Consider the following 19,897-nt stretch of genomic DNA (forward strand, 5'->3'; position numbering starts at 1 on the left):
TTGCGCAAGAGGCACCCCCGTTCGGACAGCACGACGGTGGCCCGGTCGCCGGACCGGGCCAGCCGGCCGCGCACCACGCGCGCGACGGCCGTCCGGATTGAAAAAGGGCGTGCGAGCCGGTCGTGAAACGGTTCCATTCGCGTTCCGCGGGCGCGATTTTCTCCGCCAATATCGAGACTATTCGTCGAAACTGACAGTTCAGCCGCCCCATTGGCGGACCGTACGAATACACCGGTTACCTGATACAAATCGCGGAGCGAATTCGATACACAAAATCCGAACGTGGAAAAAACATCCATTACGGTTGCATGTATTGGGGAACGACTCCGAAAGGCGCTGCTACGGCGTGCTCACATTTCACACAACCCGTTGATTGAATGGGAAATATTCTCCAAACCGACGAATCCACCAATACCGCACTGGTTTTACCCCGTACGCCCTTGCTGCACCGCAGCGTTAAACCATTACTCGCGATTTCGATTTTACGCAACCCGCCCGTTTTCGCAGGTTGACGGATATCGGTTCTTTATTGAACAATCGTCTGCGGAATCGAAATTCCATTTTCGATACGAGGGAGCGCTAGGGGCCGCGCGATGCGCTTTCGGCGTTGCGCGGCGATAAATCACAACCAAAATCAATCAACCGGGCCAGAAATACGCAAGCCATGAACCAGATTCAGACCATGCGTGTATTCGTCTGCGTCGCCGAGCAGCAAAGCTTCCGGCGCGCGGCGCACCATCTCGGCGTGTCCAATGCGCTCGTCACGCGTTCCATCGCGATGCTCGAGGGCCACCTGAACACCCGGCTGATCCATCGCACCACGCGCAACCTGTCGCTCACCGAGGCCGGCGTGCGCTACCTCGACGGTTGCCGCGCGCTGCTCGAGGAATTCGACCACCTCGAATCGTCCGTCGCGCATGCCGTGCGCGAACCGGCCGGCACGCTGCGCGTCGTCGCGTCGGGGCTGCTGTCGCCGCTCGCGCTGACGCCGCTCGTCAGCAGCTTCCGGCACCGCTATCCCGAGCTGCGGGTGCAGCTGACCGTCGCCGAAGGGCCGCTCGACGTGCTCGATTCGGGCTACGACGTCGGCATCGTCACGGGCACCCGGCTCGACGGCAACCCGGCGCTGATCGGCCACACCCTTGCGCCGAACCCGTTCGTCGCGTGCGCGGCGCCCGCCTATCTCGACCGCCGCGGCGAGCCGCGCGTGCCCGACGACCTGCCGGGCCACGACTGGGTCACGCTCGCGCCGCACCAGCACGCGCCGACGTGGCAACTGGTCGGCCACGACGGCGTCGTCCATTCGGTCACGGTACGCCCGGCCTGCACGGTCAACCAGCTCGCGCTCGTCCAGGCGGCGGCGGTGGCCGGCGCCGGCATCGCGGTGCTGCCCGAACCGTGCGTCGCCGACGCGCTCAACCACGGCACGCTCGTGCGGCTGATGGCCGGCTACCGGATCGACGATCCCGACGCGCAGTTGTCGCTCGTCTATCCGAACCGCCAGTACGTGCCGGCCCGCACGCGCAGCTTCGTCGAGCACGCGCTCGAGCACTTCGGCGCGCCGTCCGGCCGCGAGCGGACGGACTACGGCTTCCTGCGGCCGGTGCGCGGCCCCGACCGCTCCGACATCGTCACCGGCCTGCAGTAAACTGCGCGCGTCAGCCCTCGGAGGTGCAGCGTGCGCGTGATCCTGTTCAGCAGCCGGCAGTACGACGACGATTCGTTTACCGCCGCCAACCGGCAGTTCGGCTATCGGCTGCACTTCCAGCCGTCGCACCTCGACGCGGAAACCGCGATCCTCGCGCACGGCTATGACGTCGTCTGCCCGTTCGTCAACGACACCGTCGACGCGGCCGTGCTCGAACGGCTCGCCGACGGCGGCACGCGGCTGATCGCGCTGCGCTCGGCGGGCTTCAACCATGTCGACCTGGCCGCCGCCGAACGGCTCGGCGTCACGGTCGTGCGCGTGCCCGCGTATTCGCCGCACGCGGTCGCCGAGCACGCGGTCGCGCTGATCCTCGCGCTCAACCGCCGCCTGCCGCGCGCCGTCGCCCGCACCCGCGAAGGCGACTTCTCGCTGAACGGGCTGCTCGGCTTCGACCTGCACGGCAAGACCGTCGGCGTGATCGGCACCGGCATCATCGGCAGCGTGTTCGCGAAGATCATGATGGGCTTCGGGATGCACGTGCTCGCGCACTCGGTGCCGCCGTACAACGACGAACTGATCGCGTTCGGCGCGCGCTACGTCGAGCTCGACGAGCTGCTGCATCGCGCCGACATCGTCAGCCTGCATTGCCCGCTGCTGCCGTCGACCCACCACCTGATCAACGAACGGACGCTCGCGCGGATGAAGCATGGCGCGATGCTGATCAACACCGGGCGCGGGGGGCTCGTCGACGCGCAGGCGCTGGTCGACGCGCTCAAGAGCGGCCAGCTCGGTCATCTCGGGCTCGACGTGTACGAGGAGGAAAGCGGGCTCTTCTTCGAGGATCACTCCGACCTGCCGCTGCAGGACGACGTGCTCGCGCGCCTGCTGACGTTCCCGAACGTGATCGTCACGTCGCACCAGGCGTTCTTCACGCGCGAGGCGCTGGCCGAGATCGCGCACACGACGCTGCTGAACATCGAGGCGTGGCATGCGGGCGCGCCGCGGAACGTCGTGACGGCAAACCGCTGAGAAACCACGAAAAACGGCACGTTTGACGGCCGGCAGCGCATTCGCAATCGTTTGCTTGCGCCGGTTGCCGCACACTGCACTCGCCATCATCCACAATTCCGCGCATTGTTTCAGGTGACGTAACGATTCCCGCGCGCGCCGTCTGCTATCGTTGCGTCGACGTCATCCCTGCCTTTGCCGCTCATGCGTTTCGACGATTCCGACATCGCCGCCGTCTACCGTGCCATCTTCGAACGGCGCGACATGCGCCATTTCACGCCGGCGCCCGTCGATCCGGCCGTGCTCGCGCGCCTGCTGCGCGCGGCGCACCACGCACCGAGCGTCGGCTTCATGCAGCCGTGGCGCTTCATCCGCATCACCGATCCCGCATTGCGCACGTCGGTCCACGCACTGGTCGAGGCCGAGCGCCGCGCGACCGCCGACGCGCTCGGCGAACGCCAGGACGAATTCATGCGGCTGAAGGTCGAAGGCGTGCGCGAATGCGGCGAGTTGCTGATCGTCGCGCTCGCCGACGGCCGCGAGCGCCACGTGTTCGGCCGCCGCACGCTGCCGGAGATGGACCTGGCGTCCGCCGCGTGCGCGATCCAGAACATGTGGCTCGCGGCGCGCGCGGAAGGGCTCGGGATGGGCTGGGTGTCGTTGTTCGACGTCGATGCGCTGCGCACGCTGCTGCGGATGCCCGACGGCGCGAAGCCGATCGCCGTGCTGTGCGTCGGGCACGTCGATGCGTTCTATGCGAAGCCGATGCTGGAACAAGAACGCTGGGCCGCACGGATGCCGATCGAAGCCTGCCTGTTCGAGAACGGCTGGGACGATCCGGCGGCGACCGACGGGGCCGGATCGGCTGCGTCGTCAATAGAGACCGAAATGAAAGAAACGTCGACCACGATGCCCGGTGGATTGTCCGAACCCATCGCCTGATCCACGGTCCGGCAACCGCCATCGCCTCGCGACCGAATCGCCGAAAATCCCACAGTATGAACTTCTCGCTTGCCGCCCCGTCGCACGCCGGCAACACCCGTTTTGGCCCCAAACATAAGGGTTTTCACTGAAGTAGAATCGCGGCTGACGTTCGCCTCACCGACCGCCCGCCCCGCGTCTCCCGCGCTTGGGCTCGAGCGGCCTCTTTCCCGAGCCTACCGCGATGCCCCTGCCTCTTTTCGCCCTTGCCGTCGCCGCATTTGGAATCGGTACCACCGAATTCGTGATCATGGGGCTGCTGCCCAATGTCGCGCGCGATCTCGGCGTGTCGATCCCGGCCGCCGGGATGCTCGTGTCCGGCTACGCGCTCGGCGTGACGATCGGCGCGCCGATCCTCGCGATCGTCACCGCGAAGATGCCGCGCAAGCGCGCGCTGATGGGCCTGATCGGCCTGTTCATCGCCGGCAACCTGTTTTGCGCGATCGCGCCCGGCTATGCGGTGCTGATGGCCGCGCGCGTCGTCACCGCGTTCTGCCACGGTGCATTCTTCGGCATCGGCTCGGTGGTCGCGAGCAACCTCGTCGCGCCGAACCGCCGCGCGCAGGCGATCGCGCTGATGTTCACCGGCCTCACGCTCGCGAACGTGCTCGGCGTGCCGCTCGGCACCGCGCTCGGCCAGGCGTTCGGCTGGCGCGCGACGTTCTGGGCCGTCACCGGCATCGGCATCGCCGCGGCCGCCGCGCTCGCGGTGTGCCTGCCGAAGCACCTCGCGATGCCCGACACCAGCATCACGCGCGAATTCAGCGTGCTGAAGCACCCGCAGGTGCTGATGGTGCTCGGCATCAGCGTGCTCGCGTCCGCGAGCCTGTTCAGCGTGTTCACGTACATCACGCCGATCCTCGAGGACGTGACGGGCTTCTCGCCGCATCAGGTCACCTACGTGCTGCTGCTGTTCGGCCTCGGCCTGACGGTCGGCGGCACGCTCGGCGGCAAGCTCGCCGACTGGCGCCGGATGCCGTCGCTGATCGCGACGCTCGCGCTGATCGGCATCGTCCTCGCGCTGTTCGCAGGCACGATGCATCTGCCGTTCGCCGCGCTCGCGACGATTTTCGTGTGGGGCATCCTCGCGTTCGCGATCGTGCCGCCGCTGCAGATCATGATCGTCGATCGCGCGAGCGACGCGCCGAACCTCGCGTCGACGCTGAACCAGGGCGCGTTCAACCTCGGCAACGCGACCGGCGCGTGGCTCGGCGGGATGGCGATCGGCTCGGGCGTATCGCTCGTGAACCTGCCGTGGGTCGGCGTCGCGATGGCCGGCGCGGCGCTCGCGCTCACGCTGTGGTCGGCGGCGCTCGAACGCCGGCCCGTGGTCGTACCGACCGAGTACGTATGACGCAACCCTGCGGTAATCGTTGCGTGCGCAACGCCATTCAAACGTGACGGCCTTCATGGACCTTTGAAGGGCCGCGGTGTAGCATCCCGGCCGATGAAAGCCATTCTCAATCGCGATTTCCTCGCGCTGATCCTGAGCGTCGCGGTCGTCGGCCTCGGCACCGGCGCCACGCTTCCCCTCACCGCGCTCGCGCTGACCGAAGCCGGACACGGCACCAACGTCGTCGGCATGCTGACGGCCGCGCAGGCCCTCGGCGGCCTCGCGATCGTGCCGTTCGTCACCGCGCTCGCGCGGCACATCGGTGCGCGCCGCGCGATCGTCGTGTCGGTCGTGCTGCTCGCGGCCGCCACCGCGCTGATGCAGTTCACGTCGAACCTGATCCTGTGGGGCGTGCTGCGCGTGCTGTGCGGCGCCGCGCTGATGCTGCTGTTCACGATCGGCGAAGCATGGGTCAACCAGCTCGCCGACGATTCGACACGCGGCCGCGTGGTCGCGATCTATGCAACCAATTTCACGCTGTTCCAGATGGCCGGCCCCGTGCTGGTCAGCCAGATCGCCGGCGCGACGCGCATTCGCTTCGCGCTGTGCGGCGCGCTGTTCCTGCTCGCGCTGCCGACGCTCGCGACGATCCGCCGCGCGCCGCTCGCCGGCGACGACGCGCATCACGAAGCGCACGGCCGCTGGCTCGACGTGCTGCCGCGCATGCCCGCGCTGATCATCGGCACCGGCTTCTTCGCGCTGTTCGACACGCTCGCGCTGTCGCTGCTGCCGCTCTACGCGATGGATCACGGCGTCGCGAGCGCGACCGCCGTGCTGCTCGCGTCGATCATGCTGTTCGGCGATACCGCGATGCAGTTCCCGATCGGCTGGCTCGCGGACAAGCTCGGCCGCGAACGCGTACACCTCGGCGCGGGCTGGATCGTGCTGGGCGGCCTGCCGCTGCTGCCGTTCGTCATCGCCAATCCGTGGCTGTGCTGGCCGCTGCTGTTCGTGCTCGGCGCGGCGGCCGGCAGCATCTATACGCTGTCGCTCGTCGCGTGCGGCGAACGTTTCCGCGGCGCCGCGCTCGTCACCGCGAGCTCGCTCGTGTCGGCGTCGTGGAGCGCCGCGAGCTTCGGCGGGCCGCTGATTGCCGGCGCGTTGATGGAGCAGTTGGGCAGCCATGCGTTGGTCGGCGTGCTGGTCGCCTGTGTCGCCGCGTTCGTCGGGGCCGCGTTGTGGGAACGACGCGCCGCGGTGCAACGCGCGATCTGATGCAGATTGGCGTTGGCGTTGGCGTTGGCGTTGGCGTTGGCGTTGGCGTTGGCGTTGGCGTTGGCGCGCGGCATCATGCACCGGTACGCATCGGCCCGCTCGCGCCCACTCTCCGGTAAACGGAAACGGCCCGCGCAATGCGGGCCGCCCTGTCCTTCCTGACTACGCGTGATCTACACGTGACGTTCCGCGCTGCAATCCGTCACGCGCTCCGCGCCGGCAAGATCTTGCCCGCACACGTGCCGAAGCCGACGCGATAGCCGTCGCCCTGGCACCAGCCGGCGAGCGTCAGCTCGTCGCCGTCCTCGATGAACGTACGGCTGCCGCCGCCCGTCAGCGCGAGCGGCTCCTTGCCGTTCCACGTCAGTTCGAGCAGGCTGCCGAACGAATCCTTCGTCGGCCCGCTGATCGTGCCCGAGCCCATCAGGTCGCCCACGCGCGTGTTGCAGCCGGCAACCGTGTGATGCGCGAGCTGCTGCGCCATCGTCCAGTACATGTGCCTGAAGTTCGTGCGGCAGATCGACGTGGCCTCGGTCGCCCCTTCCGCGCGCAGCGTCACTTCGAGCGCGATGTCGAACGCGTGCTTGCCCGCATGCCGCAGATACGCGAGCGGCGGCGGCGACTGCTCGGGCTGCGCGACGCGAAACGGTTCAAGCGCGTCGAGCGTGACGATCCACGGCGAGATCGTCGTCGCGAAGCCCTTCGAATTGAATGGCCCGAGCGGCACGTACTCCCACTGCTGGATATCGCGTGCGCTCCAGTCGTTCAGCAGCACCATCCCGAAGATATGCGCTTCCGCGTCCTCGCACGCGATCGGCTCGCCGAGCGCGTTGCCGCGGCCGACGATGAAGCCCGTCTCCAGTTCGATATCGAGCTTGCGGCACGCGCCGAACACCGGACGCTCCTGGTCGGGCAGCTTCAGCTGCCCGTTCGGGCGCCGCACCGGCGTGCCGCTCACGACCACCGACGACGCGCGGCCGTTGTAGCCGATCGGCATTTCCGACCAGTTCGGCAGCAGCGCATTCTTCGGATCGCGAAACATCGAGCCGACGTTGGTCGCGTGCTCCTTCGACGAATAGAAATCGGTGTAGCCGGGAATCTCGACCGGCAGATGCAGCGTCGCGTCGCGCTGCGGCACCAGCACCTTCGCGCGCAGCGCGGCATCGTCGCGCAGCCGTGCGTTGTCGCGCGAGAACAGGTCGGACAGTTGCACGCGCACGCTGCGCCATGCATCGCGGCCAAGCGCGATGAAATCGTTCAGCGTCGGCTGCTCGAACGCGCGATCGCGCATCTCGAAAAAATCCTCGGGGCTCGGCAGCGGCAACGTCAGCAGCCCGGCTCGCTTCAGTTCGGCCAGGTCGACGATCTGGTCGCCAAGCGCGACGCCCGCGCGGCGCGCCGCCTGCTTCGCATCGCTGAAGATTCCGAACGGCAGGTTCTGGATCGGGAAATCGCAGGCGGGATCGTTCGCGGTATCGACCCAGCTCTTGCGAGCCGGGTCGAGCGTCGCGCGCCAGTCTTGGGTATCGCTCACTTTTGCTCCGGATTGAAGTGTTTCTTGATGCCTTGCCAGCATTCGAAGTAATCGGCCTGCAGCTGTGCGGTATCGAGCGCGTAGCGCGTCGGCCGGATCAGCGTGCGGGTTTCGAACATGAACGCCATCGTCGCGTCGACCTTGTGCGGCTTCGCCGTGTCGCTCGCGGACGCCTTCTCGAACGTGTCCGCGTCGGGCCCGTGGCCCGACATGCAGTTGTGCAGGCTCGCGCCGCCCGGTACGAAGCCTTCGGCCTTCGCGTCGTACGCGCCGTGCACGAGCCCCATGAACTCGCTCGCGACGTTGCGGTGGAACCACGGCGGGCGGAACGTATCCTCGGCCGCGAGCCAGCGCGGCGGGAAGATCACGAAGTCGATCGTATCGACGCCCGGCGTGTCGCTCTGCGCCTGCAGCACGAGGAAGATTGACGGATCGGGATGGTCGAAGCTGATCGAGCCGATCGTGTTGAACAGGCGCAGATCGTATTTGTACGGCGCGTAGTTGCCGTGCCACGCGACGACGTCGAGCGGCGAATGGCCGATGTCCGCGCGCCACAGGCGCCCGTTCAGTTTCGCGACCAGCTCGAACGCGCCTTCGCGATCCTCGTACGCGGCCTGCGGCGTCAGGAAGTCGCGCGGGTTCGCGAGCCCGTTCGAGCCGATCGGGCCGAGATCCGGCAGCCGCAGCAGCGCGCCGAAGTTTTCGCAGATGTAGCCGCGCGCGTCGCCGTCCGGCAGCGCGACCGAAAAACGCACGCCGCGCGGGATCACCGCGATCTCGAACGGCTCGACGTCGAGCCGCCCCAATTCCGTCGCGATGAACAGGCGCCCCTGCTGCGGCACGATCAGCAGTTCACCGTCCGCGCTGTAGAAGAAGCGGTCCTGCATCGACCGGTTCGCCGCATACAGATGGATCGCGCAGCCGCTCATCGCGGCGGCCGAACCGTTGCCGGCCATCGTCACGAGGCCGTCGACGAAATCGGTCGGCTCGACCGGCATCGGCAGCGGATCCCAGCGCAACTGGTTCGGCGGCGTCGGCGGCACGTCGGCCGAATCGCCGAACTCCGACACGAGCCGCTGCGCGCCCGCATACGGCTCGAACGGCCGGTGCACGGCGGCGGGGCGAATCCGGTACAGCCACGAGCGGCGGTTGTGGCCGCGCGGTGCGGTAAACGCGGTGCCCGACAACTGCTCCGCGTACAGCCCGTACGGCGCGCGCTGCGGCGAGTTGCGGCCGTGCGGCAGCGCGCCGGGCAGCGCCTCGGTCGCGAACTCGTTCGCGAAACCGCTGAGGTAGCCGGCGGTCGCCGGTGTCGACAGGTCAAGCGTCATCGTTTCCTTTCTCCATCAATTCAGGGCGGCGTTCGGCGCCTGCGCGCCGTTGCGCCGCGACACACCGGCCAGCCCGAGGACGAATAGCGCCGAGCACAGCACGGGCACCGCGGCCGCGTGAAACAGCGCGCCGTTGGTCCAGTTCAGCGCAATCAGTTGCCCGCCGACGAGCGGCCCGAGCACCGAGCCGATCCGGCCGATGCCGAGGCTCCAGCCGATGCCCGTCGAGCGCAGCGACGTCGGGTAATACTGGCCCGCGAGCGCGTTCACGGCCGGCTGTCCGCCGACCACGCAGAACCCGCCCGCGAACACGACGATCAGCAGCCACGGCAACGCATGCGCGACCGAGCCGATCAGCCCCACCGACACGGCCGCGCACGCGAAGCACGCGAACAGCACGCGCACGAAGCCGTAACGTTCGATGAACCAGCCGAGCGACAGCGTGCCGATCACGCCGCCCGTCTGCAGCACCGTGCCGACGATCACCGCCGTGCCCGGCGAATAACCGGCATCGCGCATCACGGTCGGCAGCCAGTTCGACAGGAAGTACAGGTCGATCAGGTTCATGAAGCTGATCGCCCACAGCAGCAGCGTGACGGGCAGGCGGCCATGGCGGAACAGCTCGGCGACCGGCGCGCCGCTCGCCGCGCGTTCGCGCACGACGAGCCGCGTGTTCGCATCGATGCCGGCGGCCGGCGCGAAGCGCGCGAGCCAGTCGCGCGCCTGCGCGACGCGCCCTTTCAGCACCAGGAACTGCAGCGACTCCGGCAGCCGCGCGACCATCGCGATCGTCAGCACGAGCGGCACCGCGCCGCCGACGAAGAACACCGAGCGCCAGCCGAGCGCCGGAATCAGCGCCGCGCTGATGAAGCCGCCGAGCGCCGCGCCGAGCGTGAAGCCGCACGACACGATCATCATCCGCTTCACGCGATGCGCGGCCGGGCTGAATTCGCCGACCAGCGCCATCGCGTTCGGCATGATGCAGCCGAGGCCGAGGCCCGTGACGAAGCGCAGCGCCATCAGCACGGGGATCGAACTCGCGAACGGCGTCGCGAGCATCGTCACCGAGAAGAACAGCGTCGAGCCGATCAGCACCGGACGCCGGCCGATCCGGTCGGCCAGCACCGACAGCCCGAGCGCGCCGAGCAGCATCCCGAACAGGCTCGCGCTGAACACCGGCCCGAGCGCCTGCTTCGGCACGCCCCATTCGGCGATCACGCTCGGCGCGACGTAGCCCATCGCCTGCGCATCGAAACCGTCGATCACGAGGCACAGCCCGCACAGCGCGAGCAGCATCCAGTGAAAACCCGGGCGATGGGTCTCGTCGATCACGCGCTCGACTTCGATCACGCGCGTATCGGCCGGCGCCGCGCTCATCGCGCCACCTCGGCGGACGGATGCACGGGCGGCGTCACGCCCTGGCGCGCGAGCGCCATCGCTTCGCGCAGCACGTCGGCGTCGCCGACCTGGTTCGCGAGCAGCAGGATCAGCTTCGCGTTGACGAGCTGGCTGTCGGCGTCCGACAGGTCGCGATGCATGTCGATCAGCGCTTCGTAGAACGCGTCGGGGTCGGCCAGGCGCGGGCGGGTATCGAGTGAGGGCATGACGGTGTCTCCGGTGTCTTTATCGTAGTCAGCGTGCGCAGGTCGCGCGCGCCAGTGCGTCGGCGATCGCCTGACGCTCGAGCGTGCGCGTGCGTGCGCACACGTGCTGGTCGGGACGCAGCAGGTAGAACGTGCCGGGCTGCGCGTCGTAGCGCTGCGCGGCGAGCCCGTCGACGTCCTCCACGACGTCGACGCCGGCTGCCGGCCGCGCGTGCCCGGCCGGCACGACGAGCACCGGCCGCACCGTCGGCGCGAGACCGCTGACGGCCTGCGCGAGCGCGGCCGCGTCGCCCGGCAATCCGAACAGCACGCCGGTGAAGCCGCCGCACAGATGCCGCAGCAGCCAGCCGGACGCGCCGTGCGCACGCACCGGCGCATCGGCCGCCGCCGCGCCCGGCCGCATCGCGCATGCGAATGCGTCGCCGCCGCGGTCCGGCGTGTTCAGCGGCGAATCGGCCAGCACGGCCGGCACCGACAGGCGCCCGCTGTTCACCAGCCTGCGCGCGAATTCGCAGTCGCGCGCGAGCTTCAGCGTCGCATCGCGGAACACGCGCGACACCGCGCTCTTCGGCGTGATGAAATCGGTCGAGCGCGTCGAGTGGCGGATGTTCTCGTCCGCCGCGAACTCCCGCTCGCTCGCATAGGTGTCGAGCAGGCGGTCGTGCGCGTGGCCGTCGAGCACCAGCTTCAGCTTCCACGCGAGGTTGTCCGCATCCTGCACGCCGCTGTTCGCGCCACGCGCGCCGAACGGCGACACGCCGTGCGCCGAATCGCCGGCGAACAGCACGCGGCCGTGCCGGAACGTGTCCATCCGCTGGCAGCGGAACGTATAGACGCTCACCCACTCGAGCTCGAACTCGACGTCCGGCCCGAGCAGCGCGCGCACGCGCGGGATCACGCGCTCCGGCTGCTTTTCGGCGACGGGATCGGCATCCCAGCCGAGCTGGAAGTCGATGCGCCACACGTTGTCTGGCTGGCGGTGCAGCAGCACCGACTGGTTGCGATGAAACGGCGGATCGAACCAGAACCAGCGCTCGGTCGGAAACTCCGCCTTCATCTTCACGTCGGCGATCAGGAAGCGATCCTTGAACGTGCGGCCGCGGCTCTCCAGGCCCATCATCGTGCGCATCGAGCTGCGCGAGCCGTCGGCCGCGATCACGTACTGCGCGCGCAGCGTCGCGACGCCGTCCGGCGTCTCGATCGTCAGCACCGCGTGTTCGGCCGACTGCGCGACGCCCGTCACCTTGTGCTTCCAGCGGATGTCGATGTTCGGCAGCTCGAACGCGCGATCGGCCAGATAGCCTTCGACGTAGTACTGCTGCAGGTTGATGAACGCGGGGCGCGCATGCCCTTCCTCGGGCAGCAGGTCGAACGCGTACAGTTGCTCGTCCTGCAGGAACACCTTGCCGACGTGCCAGCTCACGCCCTTGTCGACGAAGCGCTCGCCGCAGCCGAGCCGGTCGAAGATCTCGAGCGTGCGCTTCGCGAAGCAGATCGCGCGCGAGCCGGTCGACAGCGTGTCGTCGTCGTCGAGCAGCACGATCGGCACGCCCTGCTGCGCGAGGTCGATCGCGGCCGCGAGGCCCACCGGGCCCGCGCCGACGACGATCACCGGGTGGACGGCCGCGTCGTGCGCGCGGGCGCGGTACTCGAACTTCAGCGTCTGGTAATCGATGCTCATGGTCGCCATCCGCTCCTCAACCGCGCCGTACGCGCACCGCCGCGCCTGTCGCTCCACCCGTCTCCTGCCGGCGCGCCTGCCCGCCTGTCCTGTCAACAACCGCCACGTCTCGCTCCTTGCTTCTGTTGATTCGCGAACGGCGCCGTGTCGCGGCGCCCGCCTGCCGCATTTCTTGATCGGCGACCTATCTTTGGATTTACGAATAGTAAAACCAATTACGAATAGTGAAAACAACGTAAACCCTAATCGTTCACTCGGGGACGGGATAACCATATGAGTGAAACGCCAAGCCGAGCGCGGCGCGCACTGCTAATATCAAGTCAACGAGGCGGCCCTTTCGGCCGCCATTTTTCCTTCTCACGCCGATGATTCCGCCTACCATCCCCGAGCTGGTCGCCCGTGCCGGGCAACTGCCGTATCTGCGGGAACACCTCGCGCTTGCCGAAGGCGGCACCGCGTGCGCGAATCTGCCCGAGCGCACGCTCGCCAGTGCGTACGAGCCGATCTACGACGTGACGATGCCCGGCGCGCCGCAATCGACGTCGTTCGCCGACGCGATCGAGCGCTACGGCGACGAGCTCGGCTTCCAGGCCGTCACGCTGGTCACGGGCGCGCAGCACGATCCGGTCGACGCGGCCGTCGACGACCAGACGCTCGTCGCGATCGACCGCCTGTCGCGCGCGCTGCACGCGATCAATTTCTTCGGTGCGCAGCGTCACGGGCTGCTGTTCCTGCGCGTGCACGAGCGGCTGCTCAAGAGCGTGAAGTACGACCACGGCAAGCATTTCTCGTCGGTGCTGCAGCGCTTCGGGCTGCCGCCCGAGCGGATCGTGATCGAGCTGCCGGCGGTCGCGGTCGCCCACAAGACGTTCCTCGGCTACCTGACGCGCAGCTACCAGCATCACGGCTTCAAGGTCGCGGACAAGCTGCCCGACCCGGGCCGCATCCTCGCGGTCGAATCGGACATGGCGCGCCCCGACTACATCAAGATGGATGCGGGCATCGCGCTGCGCGACGGGATGGTCAAGGCGCTCGTCGCCTATGCGCAGCGCGTGCGGATTCCGCTGATCTTCGACGGTGTGGTCGACGAGACGCAGTGCGAGCTGCTGCGCCAGCACGACGTGCGGTTCATGCAGGGGCCGGTGTTCGCGAAAGTCGTGACGGCCTGAGCGGCGCGGCGGAAGGTGCGCGCCGCGCGCGGGACGTGGCACGCTGGATGACGGCGTGTCGTGCCGCTTCGGGAGTCGGGTTGCAGGTTTCAGGTTTTCAGGTTTCCGCACCCGGCGTCGCTCGACGCCGGCCGGTTTCTTGTTCTTTACGCGGAAAGGTCCGACCTGCTTGCGCGCGAGATCCACACCGGCGCGTCGGCGTGAACCAGCCGCCTATTCTTATTCTCTTCCACCGTCGTCGTACTTCGGCAGATCGTCGTCGATCTCGATGCCCGGGAAACGATCTCCGTACCAGACATGCCACGCCGGACGCAGCCGCGACGGCTCGTCGAGCGTCGCGTAATTGATCTCGACCGTCCGCGGCGCCACGGAGCGCCGGTATTCGAGCTGCGCGCCGCAGCGGCCGCAGAAACGCCGCTCGCCCCACGCGCTCGACGCATAGACGGTCGGTTCGCCCTGCAGGTATTCGAATGAGTCGATCGGCACCGATGCCGATGCGACGACCGCCGCGCCCGTCGTACGCTGGCAGAGCCGGCAGTGGCAGAAGCCGGCATCGGCCGGCAGGCCGGCGATCCGGTAGCGAATCGCGCCGCATGCGCATCCGCCTTCCATCGTTTCGGGGTGCGGCATCGCGAACCTCGTGATCGTCAGGACACAGGCGAACGATGATGAGCGCGGTTCGCCCGTCGCACAATACGCAACCGCGCCGCCCCTTCCGCTTCCGCCCCCGCGACCAACGAACCCGTTGCCCGGCGACGGCGAACTGCGCGCGCGCTCGTTGCTCAGACCGTCTGCCCGAGCCGTTGCGCGAGCGCCTTCAGCTTCGGCCCGACTTGCGTGCGGAACACGCCCTCGTCCATCGACGATGCGGGGCCGCTGCAGCTCAGGATCAACCAGCGCCCCTCGCGCGGCTCGCGAAACGGCACGGCTGCCGCATTCACGTCCGTGTGCCACGCGCGGAACGAATAGCAGCAACCGCTCGCCGAGAACTCGGCCACCGCGTGCTGCGCGGCGGCGACGAGCGCATCGGCATCGGCCGCGCCGCCGGCCGCGCGGTGCAGCTCGGCATAGAGCGCGCCGCGCACGTCCTCCGGCTGCACGGCCAGGTACGCGCGCCCCATCGAGCTCGTCAGCATCGACAGCCGCGAACCGGGCGCGAGCCCGAGCGTCAGCGCGGTCTCGCTGCGGATCGTCTCCAGATAGATCATGTCGAGCCCGTCGCGGCAGCCGAGCGATACGGCCGCGCCAATCTCGCGCGCGAGCGCCTGCATGTGCGGCCGCGCGAGATCGATCGTCCCCGAGCCCGACAGCAACGCGTAGCCGAGCGACAGCACGCCGGCGTCCAGCGCATACTTGCCGAGCGTCTCGTCGTAGCGCAGATAGCCGAGCACGGTCAGCGTATAGGCGAGCCGGTTCACCGTCGCCTTCGGCAGGCCGGTGCGTTCCGCGAAATCGCGATTGCCTAGCATCGTCTCGCCGGGCCGAAAGGCGCGCAGCAGGTCGAGCCCGCGTGCGAGCGCGACGACGAACTTGCGCTCGTCGATCGTGGTGTCGTCGGTGGTTGAAAGCGTCATCCGGTGCTACACTGAGTTCAATTTGCAAAACATTGTTCCGCACAGCGGAACCATAGTCAAGCGAACTTTGGCATGGGGCCGGCTGGAAGACCGGACCAACAGGAGATGAGACGATGAGTGCTGCAACTTTTCATTGGGACGATCCGCTGCTGCTCGACCAGCAACTGACCGAGGACGAGCGGATGGTCCGCGACGCCGCGCAGGCCTACGCACAGGACAAGCTCGCGCCGCGCGTCACCGAAGCGTTCCGCCACGAACGCACCGACGCGGCCATCTTTCGCGAGATGGGCGAACTCGGCCTGCTCGGCCCGACGATTCCCGAGGAATATGGCGGCCCCGGCCTCAACTACGTGAGCTACGGGCTGATCGCGCGCGAAGTCGAGCGCGTCGATTCGGGCTACCGGTCGATGATGTCCGTGCAGTCGTCGCTCGTGATGGTGCCGATCTTCGAATTCGGCTCCGACGCGCAGAAGCGGAAATACCTGCCGAAGCTCGCGACCGGCGAATGGATCGGCTGCTTCGGGCTGACCGAGCCGAACCACGGCTCCGACCCGGGCAGCATGGTCACGCGCGCGAAGAAGGTGCCGGGCGGCTACGCGCTGTCCGGCGCGAAGATGTGGATCACCAATTCGCCGATCGCCGACGTGTTCGTCGTGTGGGCGAAACTGGAAGAAAACGGCAAGGACGCGATCCGCGGCTTCATCCTCGAGAAGGGCTGGAAGGGCCTGTCGGCGCCGGCGATCCACGGCAAGGTCGGGCTGCGCGCGTCGATCACCGGCGAGATCGTCCTCGACGAGGTGTTCGTGCCCGAAGAGAACCTGATGCCGAACGTGAGCGGCCTGCGCGGCCCGTTCACCTGCCTGAACTCGGCGCGCTACGGGATCGCGTGGGGCGCGCTCGGCGCCGCCGAGTCGTGCTGGCACACCGCACGCCAGTACGTGCTCGACCGCCAGCAGTTCGGCCGGCCGCTCGCCGCGAACCAGTTGATCCAGAAGAAGCTCGCCGACATGCAGACCGAAATCACGCTCGGCCTGCAAGGCGTGCTGCGCCTCGGCCGGATGAAGGACGAAGGCACGGCCGCCGTCGAGATCACGTCGATCATGAAGCGCAACTCGTGCGGCAAGGCGCTCGACATCGCGCGGCTCGCGCGCGACATGCTCGGCGGCAACGGCATCTCCGACGAATTCGGCGTCGCGCGCCATCTCGTGAATCTCGAAGTGGTGAACACGTACGAAGGCACGCACGACATCCACGCGCTGATCCTCGGCCGCGCGCAGACGGGCATCCAGGCGTTCTTCTGATGATTCGGCCATGACGCACGCGGCGGCGGCGATGCCGCGCCTGCGAGCGCCGCCACGTAAAAGGCCCGCCCGGCATCGCTGCCGGACGGGCCTTTGTCATCGCAGCCGCGGGCAGGGGCTGCGTCGATGCTTACTTGTTCGGCTGCGGCGTCAGGCGCAGATACGGACGCACCGCGTTGAAGCCCTTCGGGAAGCGCTTCTTCAGTTCTTCCGGATCCTGCAGCGACGGCACGATCACGACGTCGTCGCCGTCCTTCCAGTTGCCGGGCGTCGCGACCTTGTAATTGTCGGTCAACTGCAGCGAATCGATCACGCGCAGCACTTCGTCGAAATTGCGCCCCGTGCTGGCCGGATAGGTGATCGTGAGCCGCACCTTCTTGTTCGGGTCGATCACGAACAGCGAACGCACCGTCAGCGTTTCGTTCGCATTCGGGTGAATCATGTCGTACAGCTGCGACACCTTGCGGTCCGCGTCGGCGATGATCGGGAAGCCCACGACCGTCGACTGCGTCTCGTTGATGTCGTTGATCCAGCCCTTGTGCGATTCGACGCCGTCGACCGACAGCGCGATCACCTTCACGTTGCGTTTCTCGAATTCGCCCTTCAGCTTCGAGGTCAGCCCGAGTTCGGTCGTGCACACCGGCGTGTAGTCGGCCGGGTGCGAGAACAGGACACCCCAGCTGTTGCCGAGCCACTCGTGAAACTTGATGGTGCCCAGGCTCGATTCCTGCTCGAAATCCGGTGCGATGTCGCCAAGACGCAGACTCATGATGTTCCCTCCTCGAACGATGCTGGTTGAAACCGCGCGCCGGACAGCGCGGGGCAGTCCATCAGCTTACGGGAAGCAATGGGCCGTGCGAACGATTATTCCGTTTGATATTCATACTTTTTTGTCATTTTTACCCGGCGTCGTGGGAGAACGGACGGCAGCGGGGAAACTTTTCAATCCCTTTGCCGCTCTGTTCATCATTACAAGTCGTTTACCATGCAGTCTTGCGCTGCCGCCGTGCGTCTTCCCGGCTCGCCAGCAGGCACGGGTTTCGCTACGATGTGAACCTGCAGCATGACAGCACGAAGGGAGTTGCAATGTCGGAAATCAACAAGGAGAAACTGATGTCGGATATCAAAACCGTTCTCTCGGACGCCGAAGACCTGCTCAAGCAAGCTGCGAGCAGCACGGGCGACCGTGCGGCCGAGCTGCGCGAGAAAGCCATGTCGCGCCTGAAGCAGGCCAAGGAAAAGGCAGCCGACGTCCAGGTCGTGGTGGTCGAGAAAGGCAAGAAGGCCGCGCGCGCGACCGACGACTACGTGCATGAGCATCCGTGGACGTCGATCGGCGTGGCTGCCGGCGTTGGCGTGCTGATCGGCCTGCTGATCAACCGCAAGTAAAGCGCTTTGCGCCGTTTCGTCCCGCGGGCCGCATGATGACGCGGCGCGCGGGCGTCGAAGCCGGCCGGCCTGCGCCGGCGGCTTTGTCCTAGCTGCTCACTGTACGCGCAAGCACCGCATCCATGACGACAGACACCCCCTCGCAGCCGTCCGGTCAAGGACCGCTGCGCCGCCTCGTCGGCTCGGCCATCGGCCTCCTGCAAACGCGCCTCGAACTGGTGGGCATCGAGCTTGCCGAGGAGAAGGAGCGCCTGATGGGCGTGCTGTTCCTCGGCCTCGCCGCGATGATGCTCGCGACGATGGCACTCATCAGCCTGACCGTGCTGATCGCGATCGCGTTCTGGGATACCTACCGCTGGCAGTCGCTCGCCGCGATCACCGCGCTGTATGCCGTTGGCGGCATCGTATGCGGGCTGAAGGCGCGCTCGGGCCTGCGGGGCGCGCCAACCGTGTTCGAGGCGACGCTCGCCGAACTCGAGAAAGACCGCGACCTGTTCCGCGGCAAGCCGTGAACGCCCTCGCGCTCATCCCTTCCACCTACTTCGCCGACGCGCCATGAGCCAGAACATCACGGGCAATCCATCCCGCTCCCATTCGTCGCGATCGAACTGGAGCGCGTCGCAGCACCGCGCGCTGCGCAAGGAACTGCTGATCCTGCGATCCGAAGTCGAGCGGCTCGAACTCGCGGAAGCCGCCGCCGAAATGCGCCAGGCCGTCACGCGCTTCAGCTGGCTCAAGGTGTTCATCCCGGGGCTGTCGACCGGCAAGTTCGGCCAGTCGGCCAGGAACCTGAACGCAAGCCTCGGCCACCTCGTCAACCAGTATCCGATGCTGAGTTCCCTCGCATCGCTCGTGCTCGCGAAACCCGTTCGCTCGCTGCTACGCGCAAGCGCGGGCCCCGCGTTGAAGTGGGGCACGCTCGGCTTCGCCGCATGGGAGGTCTACCGGATCTGGAAGCAGTCCCGCGACGAGCGCGGGCTCGACGCACGCGACGACTGACCGCGGGCCTCGTGCGCGCACGGCCATGCGCCGCCGCGCGCGTTCCTTGCGCGCGTTCGTTGCGAACTCAGCGCACGCCCCAGCAGGCAGCGCCTGGTTCGTCGGCGCCCCCACTTCCCGCATTGCCTTTCGTCCCGTCCGAGCGCAGCGTGAACATGCCGCATGCATCGTCGCGCATCGGCCCCGTTTCGAGCGGCGTCGCTACCAGTTCATAGCTCACCGGCGACTCGTCGCCGTCCGGCCGCCCGAGCGTCAATCGATACACGGCCGGCCCGTCCGGCGGCGCCTGCGCGAGCACGTCCGGCAATGCCGCCGGCGGTGCACCGTCGAGCGTTTCGAGATACTGGGCCGCACGGTACAGCGCGGACACCGCCGACGCGCGGTGAACCCGCACGACATGCTCGCGATACGACGGGATACCCCACCCGGCCAGCACCGCGACGATCGCGAGCACGATCATCAGTTCGATCAGCGTGAACCCCGCCGCTCGAGCCCTGAACAGGCGGCCGTTCATCGAAGCACCGCCGCGACACGACGCCAGCGCAGCACGACGATATGGCCGTCCCGCATCGCAACCTGGTGCTGCAGCCATACGGCACTCGACGCGTGCGCGCCGACACCGCGCGCGGTCACAAGATAAGCGCGGTCGCGTGCCTGCCCTGCCGGACGCCGCCACGCCTCGATCAGGCATCGCGGCGGCTGCTCGGCCATCGGCCATTCGGCGAATGGCGCGAACGCTTCGGCAGCCGCCAGCGGCGGCATGCGTCGCCATGCGTCGGGCTCCGCATGCGATTCGCTTTCGTACACATACGGCGCCGAGCCGCGCAGCAATCGCGCGGTACACGCGGCAAGCGCGGCATCGGCCGCGTGGAATGCAATCAGCCGATCGGACAATGCGCGTGTGCGGCGCGACTCCGTCAGCGCGGCGTCGAACCATGTACCGGTCAGTGCCGCGACCGCTGCGCCGATGGCGATCACCGCAGGCAACGCAAGGCCCGCATCGCGCCGCCACGCACGGCGACCGGGCCGGAAACGCATGTTCGGCTCGCGCGGAGTCGCCGCTGGAACGC

20 protein-coding genes are annotated in these 19,897 nt (G+C 67.7%); 10 read left to right on the forward strand and 10 right to left on the reverse strand.

Features of this window, described 5'->3' with window-relative positions:
- Nucleotides 1–664 precede the first annotated feature (664 nt).
- The 5 genes from QZM15_RS07210 (at nt 665) to QZM15_RS07230 (ending at nt 6,245) form a co-directional block, all read left to right on the forward strand.
- Nucleotides 665–1,648, forward strand: a complete 984-nt coding sequence (locus tag QZM15_RS07210; RefSeq protein ID WP_104012405.1) for a LysR family transcriptional regulator — start codon at nt 665–667, stop codon at nt 1,646–1,648.
- Between the two features lie 30 nt (nt 1,649–1,678).
- On the forward strand, nt 1,679–2,677 hold the full coding sequence (locus tag QZM15_RS07215) for a 2-hydroxyacid dehydrogenase (protein ID WP_060312764.1): 999 nt from the start codon (nt 1,679–1,681) through the stop codon (nt 2,675–2,677).
- Nucleotides 2,678–2,860: 183 nt separating this feature from the next.
- On the forward strand, nt 2,861–3,598 hold the full coding sequence (gene bluB / locus QZM15_RS07220; RefSeq protein ID WP_302106113.1) for a 5,6-dimethylbenzimidazole synthase: 738 nt from the start codon (nt 2,861–2,863) through the stop codon (nt 3,596–3,598).
- Nucleotides 3,599–3,821: 223 nt separating this feature from the next.
- Nucleotides 3,822–4,991, forward strand: a complete 1,170-nt coding sequence (locus QZM15_RS07225) for an MFS transporter (RefSeq protein ID WP_302106114.1) — start codon at nt 3,822–3,824, stop codon at nt 4,989–4,991.
- A gap of 93 nt (nt 4,992–5,084) precedes the next feature.
- On the forward strand, nt 5,085–6,245 hold the full coding sequence (locus QZM15_RS07230; protein WP_059574242.1) for an MFS transporter: 1,161 nt from the start codon (nt 5,085–5,087) through the stop codon (nt 6,243–6,245).
- A 202-nt stretch (nt 6,246–6,447) separates the two neighbouring features.
- Here the strand turns inward: QZM15_RS07230 and fahA are convergent, their stop codons facing one another.
- Genes fahA through QZM15_RS07255 form a run of 5 tightly spaced genes read right to left on the reverse strand, consistent with a single transcriptional unit; the run spans nt 6,448 to nt 12,404 of the window.
- Nucleotides 6,448–7,779 (reverse strand): fumarylacetoacetase, encoded by a 1,332-nt coding sequence (gene fahA / locus QZM15_RS07235; protein ID WP_302106115.1) that lies wholly within the window; start codon nt 7,777–7,779, stop codon nt 6,448–6,450.
- On the reverse strand, nt 7,776–9,110 hold the full coding sequence (gene hmgA / locus QZM15_RS07240; protein ID WP_302106116.1) for a homogentisate 1,2-dioxygenase: 1,335 nt from the start codon (nt 9,108–9,110) through the stop codon (nt 7,776–7,778). The genes fahA and hmgA overlap by 4 nt, the downstream gene beginning before the upstream one ends.
- A gap of 15 nt (nt 9,111–9,125) precedes the next feature.
- Nucleotides 9,126–10,487, reverse strand: a complete 1,362-nt coding sequence (locus tag QZM15_RS07245; protein WP_302106117.1) for an MFS transporter — start codon at nt 10,485–10,487, stop codon at nt 9,126–9,128.
- Nucleotides 10,484–10,714, reverse strand: a complete 231-nt coding sequence (locus QZM15_RS07250) for a DUF2783 domain-containing protein (RefSeq protein ID WP_059642074.1) — start codon at nt 10,712–10,714, stop codon at nt 10,484–10,486. The genes QZM15_RS07245 and QZM15_RS07250 overlap by 4 nt, the downstream gene beginning before the upstream one ends.
- A gap of 28 nt (nt 10,715–10,742) precedes the next feature.
- Nucleotides 10,743–12,404: an FAD-dependent oxidoreductase gene (locus QZM15_RS07255; protein WP_302106118.1), complete on the reverse strand. Its 1,662-nt coding sequence runs from the start codon at nt 12,402–12,404 to the stop codon at nt 10,743–10,745.
- Between the two features lie 356 nt (nt 12,405–12,760).
- On the opposite strand from QZM15_RS07255, the gene QZM15_RS07260 reads away from it, so the two are divergent.
- The gene (locus QZM15_RS07260; protein WP_059574247.1) at nt 12,761–13,564 is read left to right on the forward strand and encodes an EAL domain-containing protein; all 804 of its coding nucleotides are present in this window, start codon (nt 12,761–12,763) and stop codon (nt 13,562–13,564) included.
- A gap of 219 nt (nt 13,565–13,783) precedes the next feature.
- On the opposite strand, the gene QZM15_RS07265 is transcribed toward QZM15_RS07260, so the two are convergent.
- Nucleotides 13,784–14,194 (reverse strand): GFA family protein, encoded by a 411-nt coding sequence (locus tag QZM15_RS07265; protein ID WP_302106119.1) that lies wholly within the window; start codon nt 14,192–14,194, stop codon nt 13,784–13,786.
- 152 nt (nt 14,195–14,346) lie between these two features.
- On the reverse strand, nt 14,347–15,138 hold the full coding sequence (locus QZM15_RS07270) for an IclR family transcriptional regulator (protein WP_099316095.1): 792 nt from the start codon (nt 15,136–15,138) through the stop codon (nt 14,347–14,349).
- Nucleotides 15,139–15,251: 113 nt separating this feature from the next.
- On the opposite strand from QZM15_RS07270, the gene QZM15_RS07275 reads away from it, so the two are divergent.
- Nucleotides 15,252–16,439 (forward strand): acyl-CoA dehydrogenase, encoded by a 1,188-nt coding sequence (locus QZM15_RS07275; RefSeq protein ID WP_060011435.1) that lies wholly within the window; start codon nt 15,252–15,254, stop codon nt 16,437–16,439.
- 130 nt (nt 16,440–16,569) lie between these two features.
- Here the strand turns inward: QZM15_RS07275 and QZM15_RS07280 are convergent, their stop codons facing one another.
- Nucleotides 16,570–17,208, reverse strand: a complete 639-nt coding sequence (locus QZM15_RS07280; RefSeq protein ID WP_006476788.1) for a peroxiredoxin — start codon at nt 17,206–17,208, stop codon at nt 16,570–16,572.
- 317 nt (nt 17,209–17,525) lie between these two features.
- On the opposite strand from QZM15_RS07280, the gene QZM15_RS07285 reads away from it, so the two are divergent.
- The 3 genes from QZM15_RS07285 to QZM15_RS07295 all read left to right on the forward strand — a co-directional run bounded on the left by QZM15_RS07285 (nt 17,526) and on the right by QZM15_RS07295 (nt 18,827).
- On the forward strand, nt 17,526–17,828 hold the full coding sequence (locus tag QZM15_RS07285) for a YqjD family protein (protein ID WP_006494044.1): 303 nt from the start codon (nt 17,526–17,528) through the stop codon (nt 17,826–17,828).
- A gap of 122 nt (nt 17,829–17,950) precedes the next feature.
- The gene (locus tag QZM15_RS07290) at nt 17,951–18,340 is read left to right on the forward strand and encodes a phage holin family protein (protein ID WP_059574251.1); all 390 of its coding nucleotides are present in this window, start codon (nt 17,951–17,953) and stop codon (nt 18,338–18,340) included.
- A gap of 43 nt (nt 18,341–18,383) precedes the next feature.
- Nucleotides 18,384–18,827: a DUF3318 domain-containing protein gene (locus QZM15_RS07295; protein WP_059574252.1), complete on the forward strand. Its 444-nt coding sequence runs from the start codon at nt 18,384–18,386 to the stop codon at nt 18,825–18,827.
- A gap of 67 nt (nt 18,828–18,894) precedes the next feature.
- Here QZM15_RS07295 and QZM15_RS07300 read toward each other — a convergent pair whose 3' ends face one another.
- Complete coding sequence (locus QZM15_RS07300) at nt 18,895–19,341, reverse strand: type IV pilin protein (RefSeq protein ID WP_181035419.1); 447 nt, start codon at nt 19,339–19,341, stop codon at nt 18,895–18,897.
- The gene (locus QZM15_RS07305; protein WP_181035421.1) at nt 19,338–19,865 is read right to left on the reverse strand and encodes a hypothetical protein; all 528 of its coding nucleotides are present in this window, start codon (nt 19,863–19,865) and stop codon (nt 19,338–19,340) included. Before QZM15_RS07305 ends, QZM15_RS07300 begins: the two co-directional genes overlap by 4 nt.
- Nucleotides 19,866–19,897 lie beyond the last annotated feature (32 nt).

The organism is Burkholderia sp. AU44665 (genome assembly GCF_030504405.1).
GTDB classification, from domain to species: Bacteria; Pseudomonadota; Gammaproteobacteria; order Burkholderiales; family Burkholderiaceae; genus Burkholderia; species Burkholderia semiarida.

Excerpts from the sequence above, each read along its gene's own strand:
- QZM15_RS07225 (WP_302106114.1), top strand. The coding sequence starts at position 3,822 with ATGCCCCTGCCTCTTTTCGCCCTTGCCGTCGCCGCATTTGGAATCGGT.
- QZM15_RS07250 (WP_059642074.1), bottom strand. The coding sequence starts at position 10,714 with ATGCCCTCACTCGATACCCGCCCGCGCCTGGCCGACCCCGACGCGTTC.
- QZM15_RS07230 (WP_059574242.1), top strand. The coding sequence starts at position 5,085 with ATGAAAGCCATTCTCAATCGCGATTTCCTCGCGCTGATCCTGAGCGTC.
- QZM15_RS07285 (WP_006494044.1), top strand. The coding sequence starts at position 17,526 with ATGTCGGAAATCAACAAGGAGAAACTGATGTCGGATATCAAAACCGTT.
- QZM15_RS07280 (WP_006476788.1), bottom strand. The coding sequence starts at position 17,208 with ATGAGTCTGCGTCTTGGCGACATCGCACCGGATTTCGAGCAGGAATCG.
- QZM15_RS07255 (WP_302106118.1), bottom strand. The coding sequence starts at position 12,404 with ATGGCGACCATGAGCATCGATTACCAGACGCTGAAGTTCGAGTACCGC.
- QZM15_RS07275 (WP_060011435.1), top strand. The coding sequence starts at position 15,252 with ATGAGTGCTGCAACTTTTCATTGGGACGATCCGCTGCTGCTCGACCAG.
- QZM15_RS07290 (WP_059574251.1), top strand. The coding sequence starts at position 17,951 with ATGACGACAGACACCCCCTCGCAGCCGTCCGGTCAAGGACCGCTGCGC.
- QZM15_RS07265 (WP_302106119.1), bottom strand. The coding sequence starts at position 14,194 with ATGCCGCACCCCGAAACGATGGAAGGCGGATGCGCATGCGGCGCGATT.
- QZM15_RS07295 (WP_059574252.1), top strand. The coding sequence starts at position 18,384 with ATGAGCCAGAACATCACGGGCAATCCATCCCGCTCCCATTCGTCGCGA.
- hmgA (WP_302106116.1), bottom strand. The coding sequence starts at position 9,110 with ATGACGCTTGACCTGTCGACACCGGCGACCGCCGGCTACCTCAGCGGT.
- QZM15_RS07305 (WP_181035421.1), bottom strand. The coding sequence starts at position 19,865 with ATGCGTTTCCGGCCCGGTCGCCGTGCGTGGCGGCGCGATGCGGGCCTT.
- bluB (WP_302106113.1), top strand. The coding sequence starts at position 2,861 with ATGCGTTTCGACGATTCCGACATCGCCGCCGTCTACCGTGCCATCTTC.
- QZM15_RS07210 (WP_104012405.1), top strand. The coding sequence starts at position 665 with ATGAACCAGATTCAGACCATGCGTGTATTCGTCTGCGTCGCCGAGCAG.
- QZM15_RS07270 (WP_099316095.1), bottom strand. The coding sequence starts at position 15,138 with ATGACGCTTTCAACCACCGACGACACCACGATCGACGAGCGCAAGTTC.
- QZM15_RS07260 (WP_059574247.1), top strand. The coding sequence starts at position 12,761 with ATGATTCCGCCTACCATCCCCGAGCTGGTCGCCCGTGCCGGGCAACTG.
- QZM15_RS07300 (WP_181035419.1), bottom strand. The coding sequence starts at position 19,341 with ATGAACGGCCGCCTGTTCAGGGCTCGAGCGGCGGGGTTCACGCTGATC.
- QZM15_RS07245 (WP_302106117.1), bottom strand. The coding sequence starts at position 10,487 with ATGAGCGCGGCGCCGGCCGATACGCGCGTGATCGAAGTCGAGCGCGTG.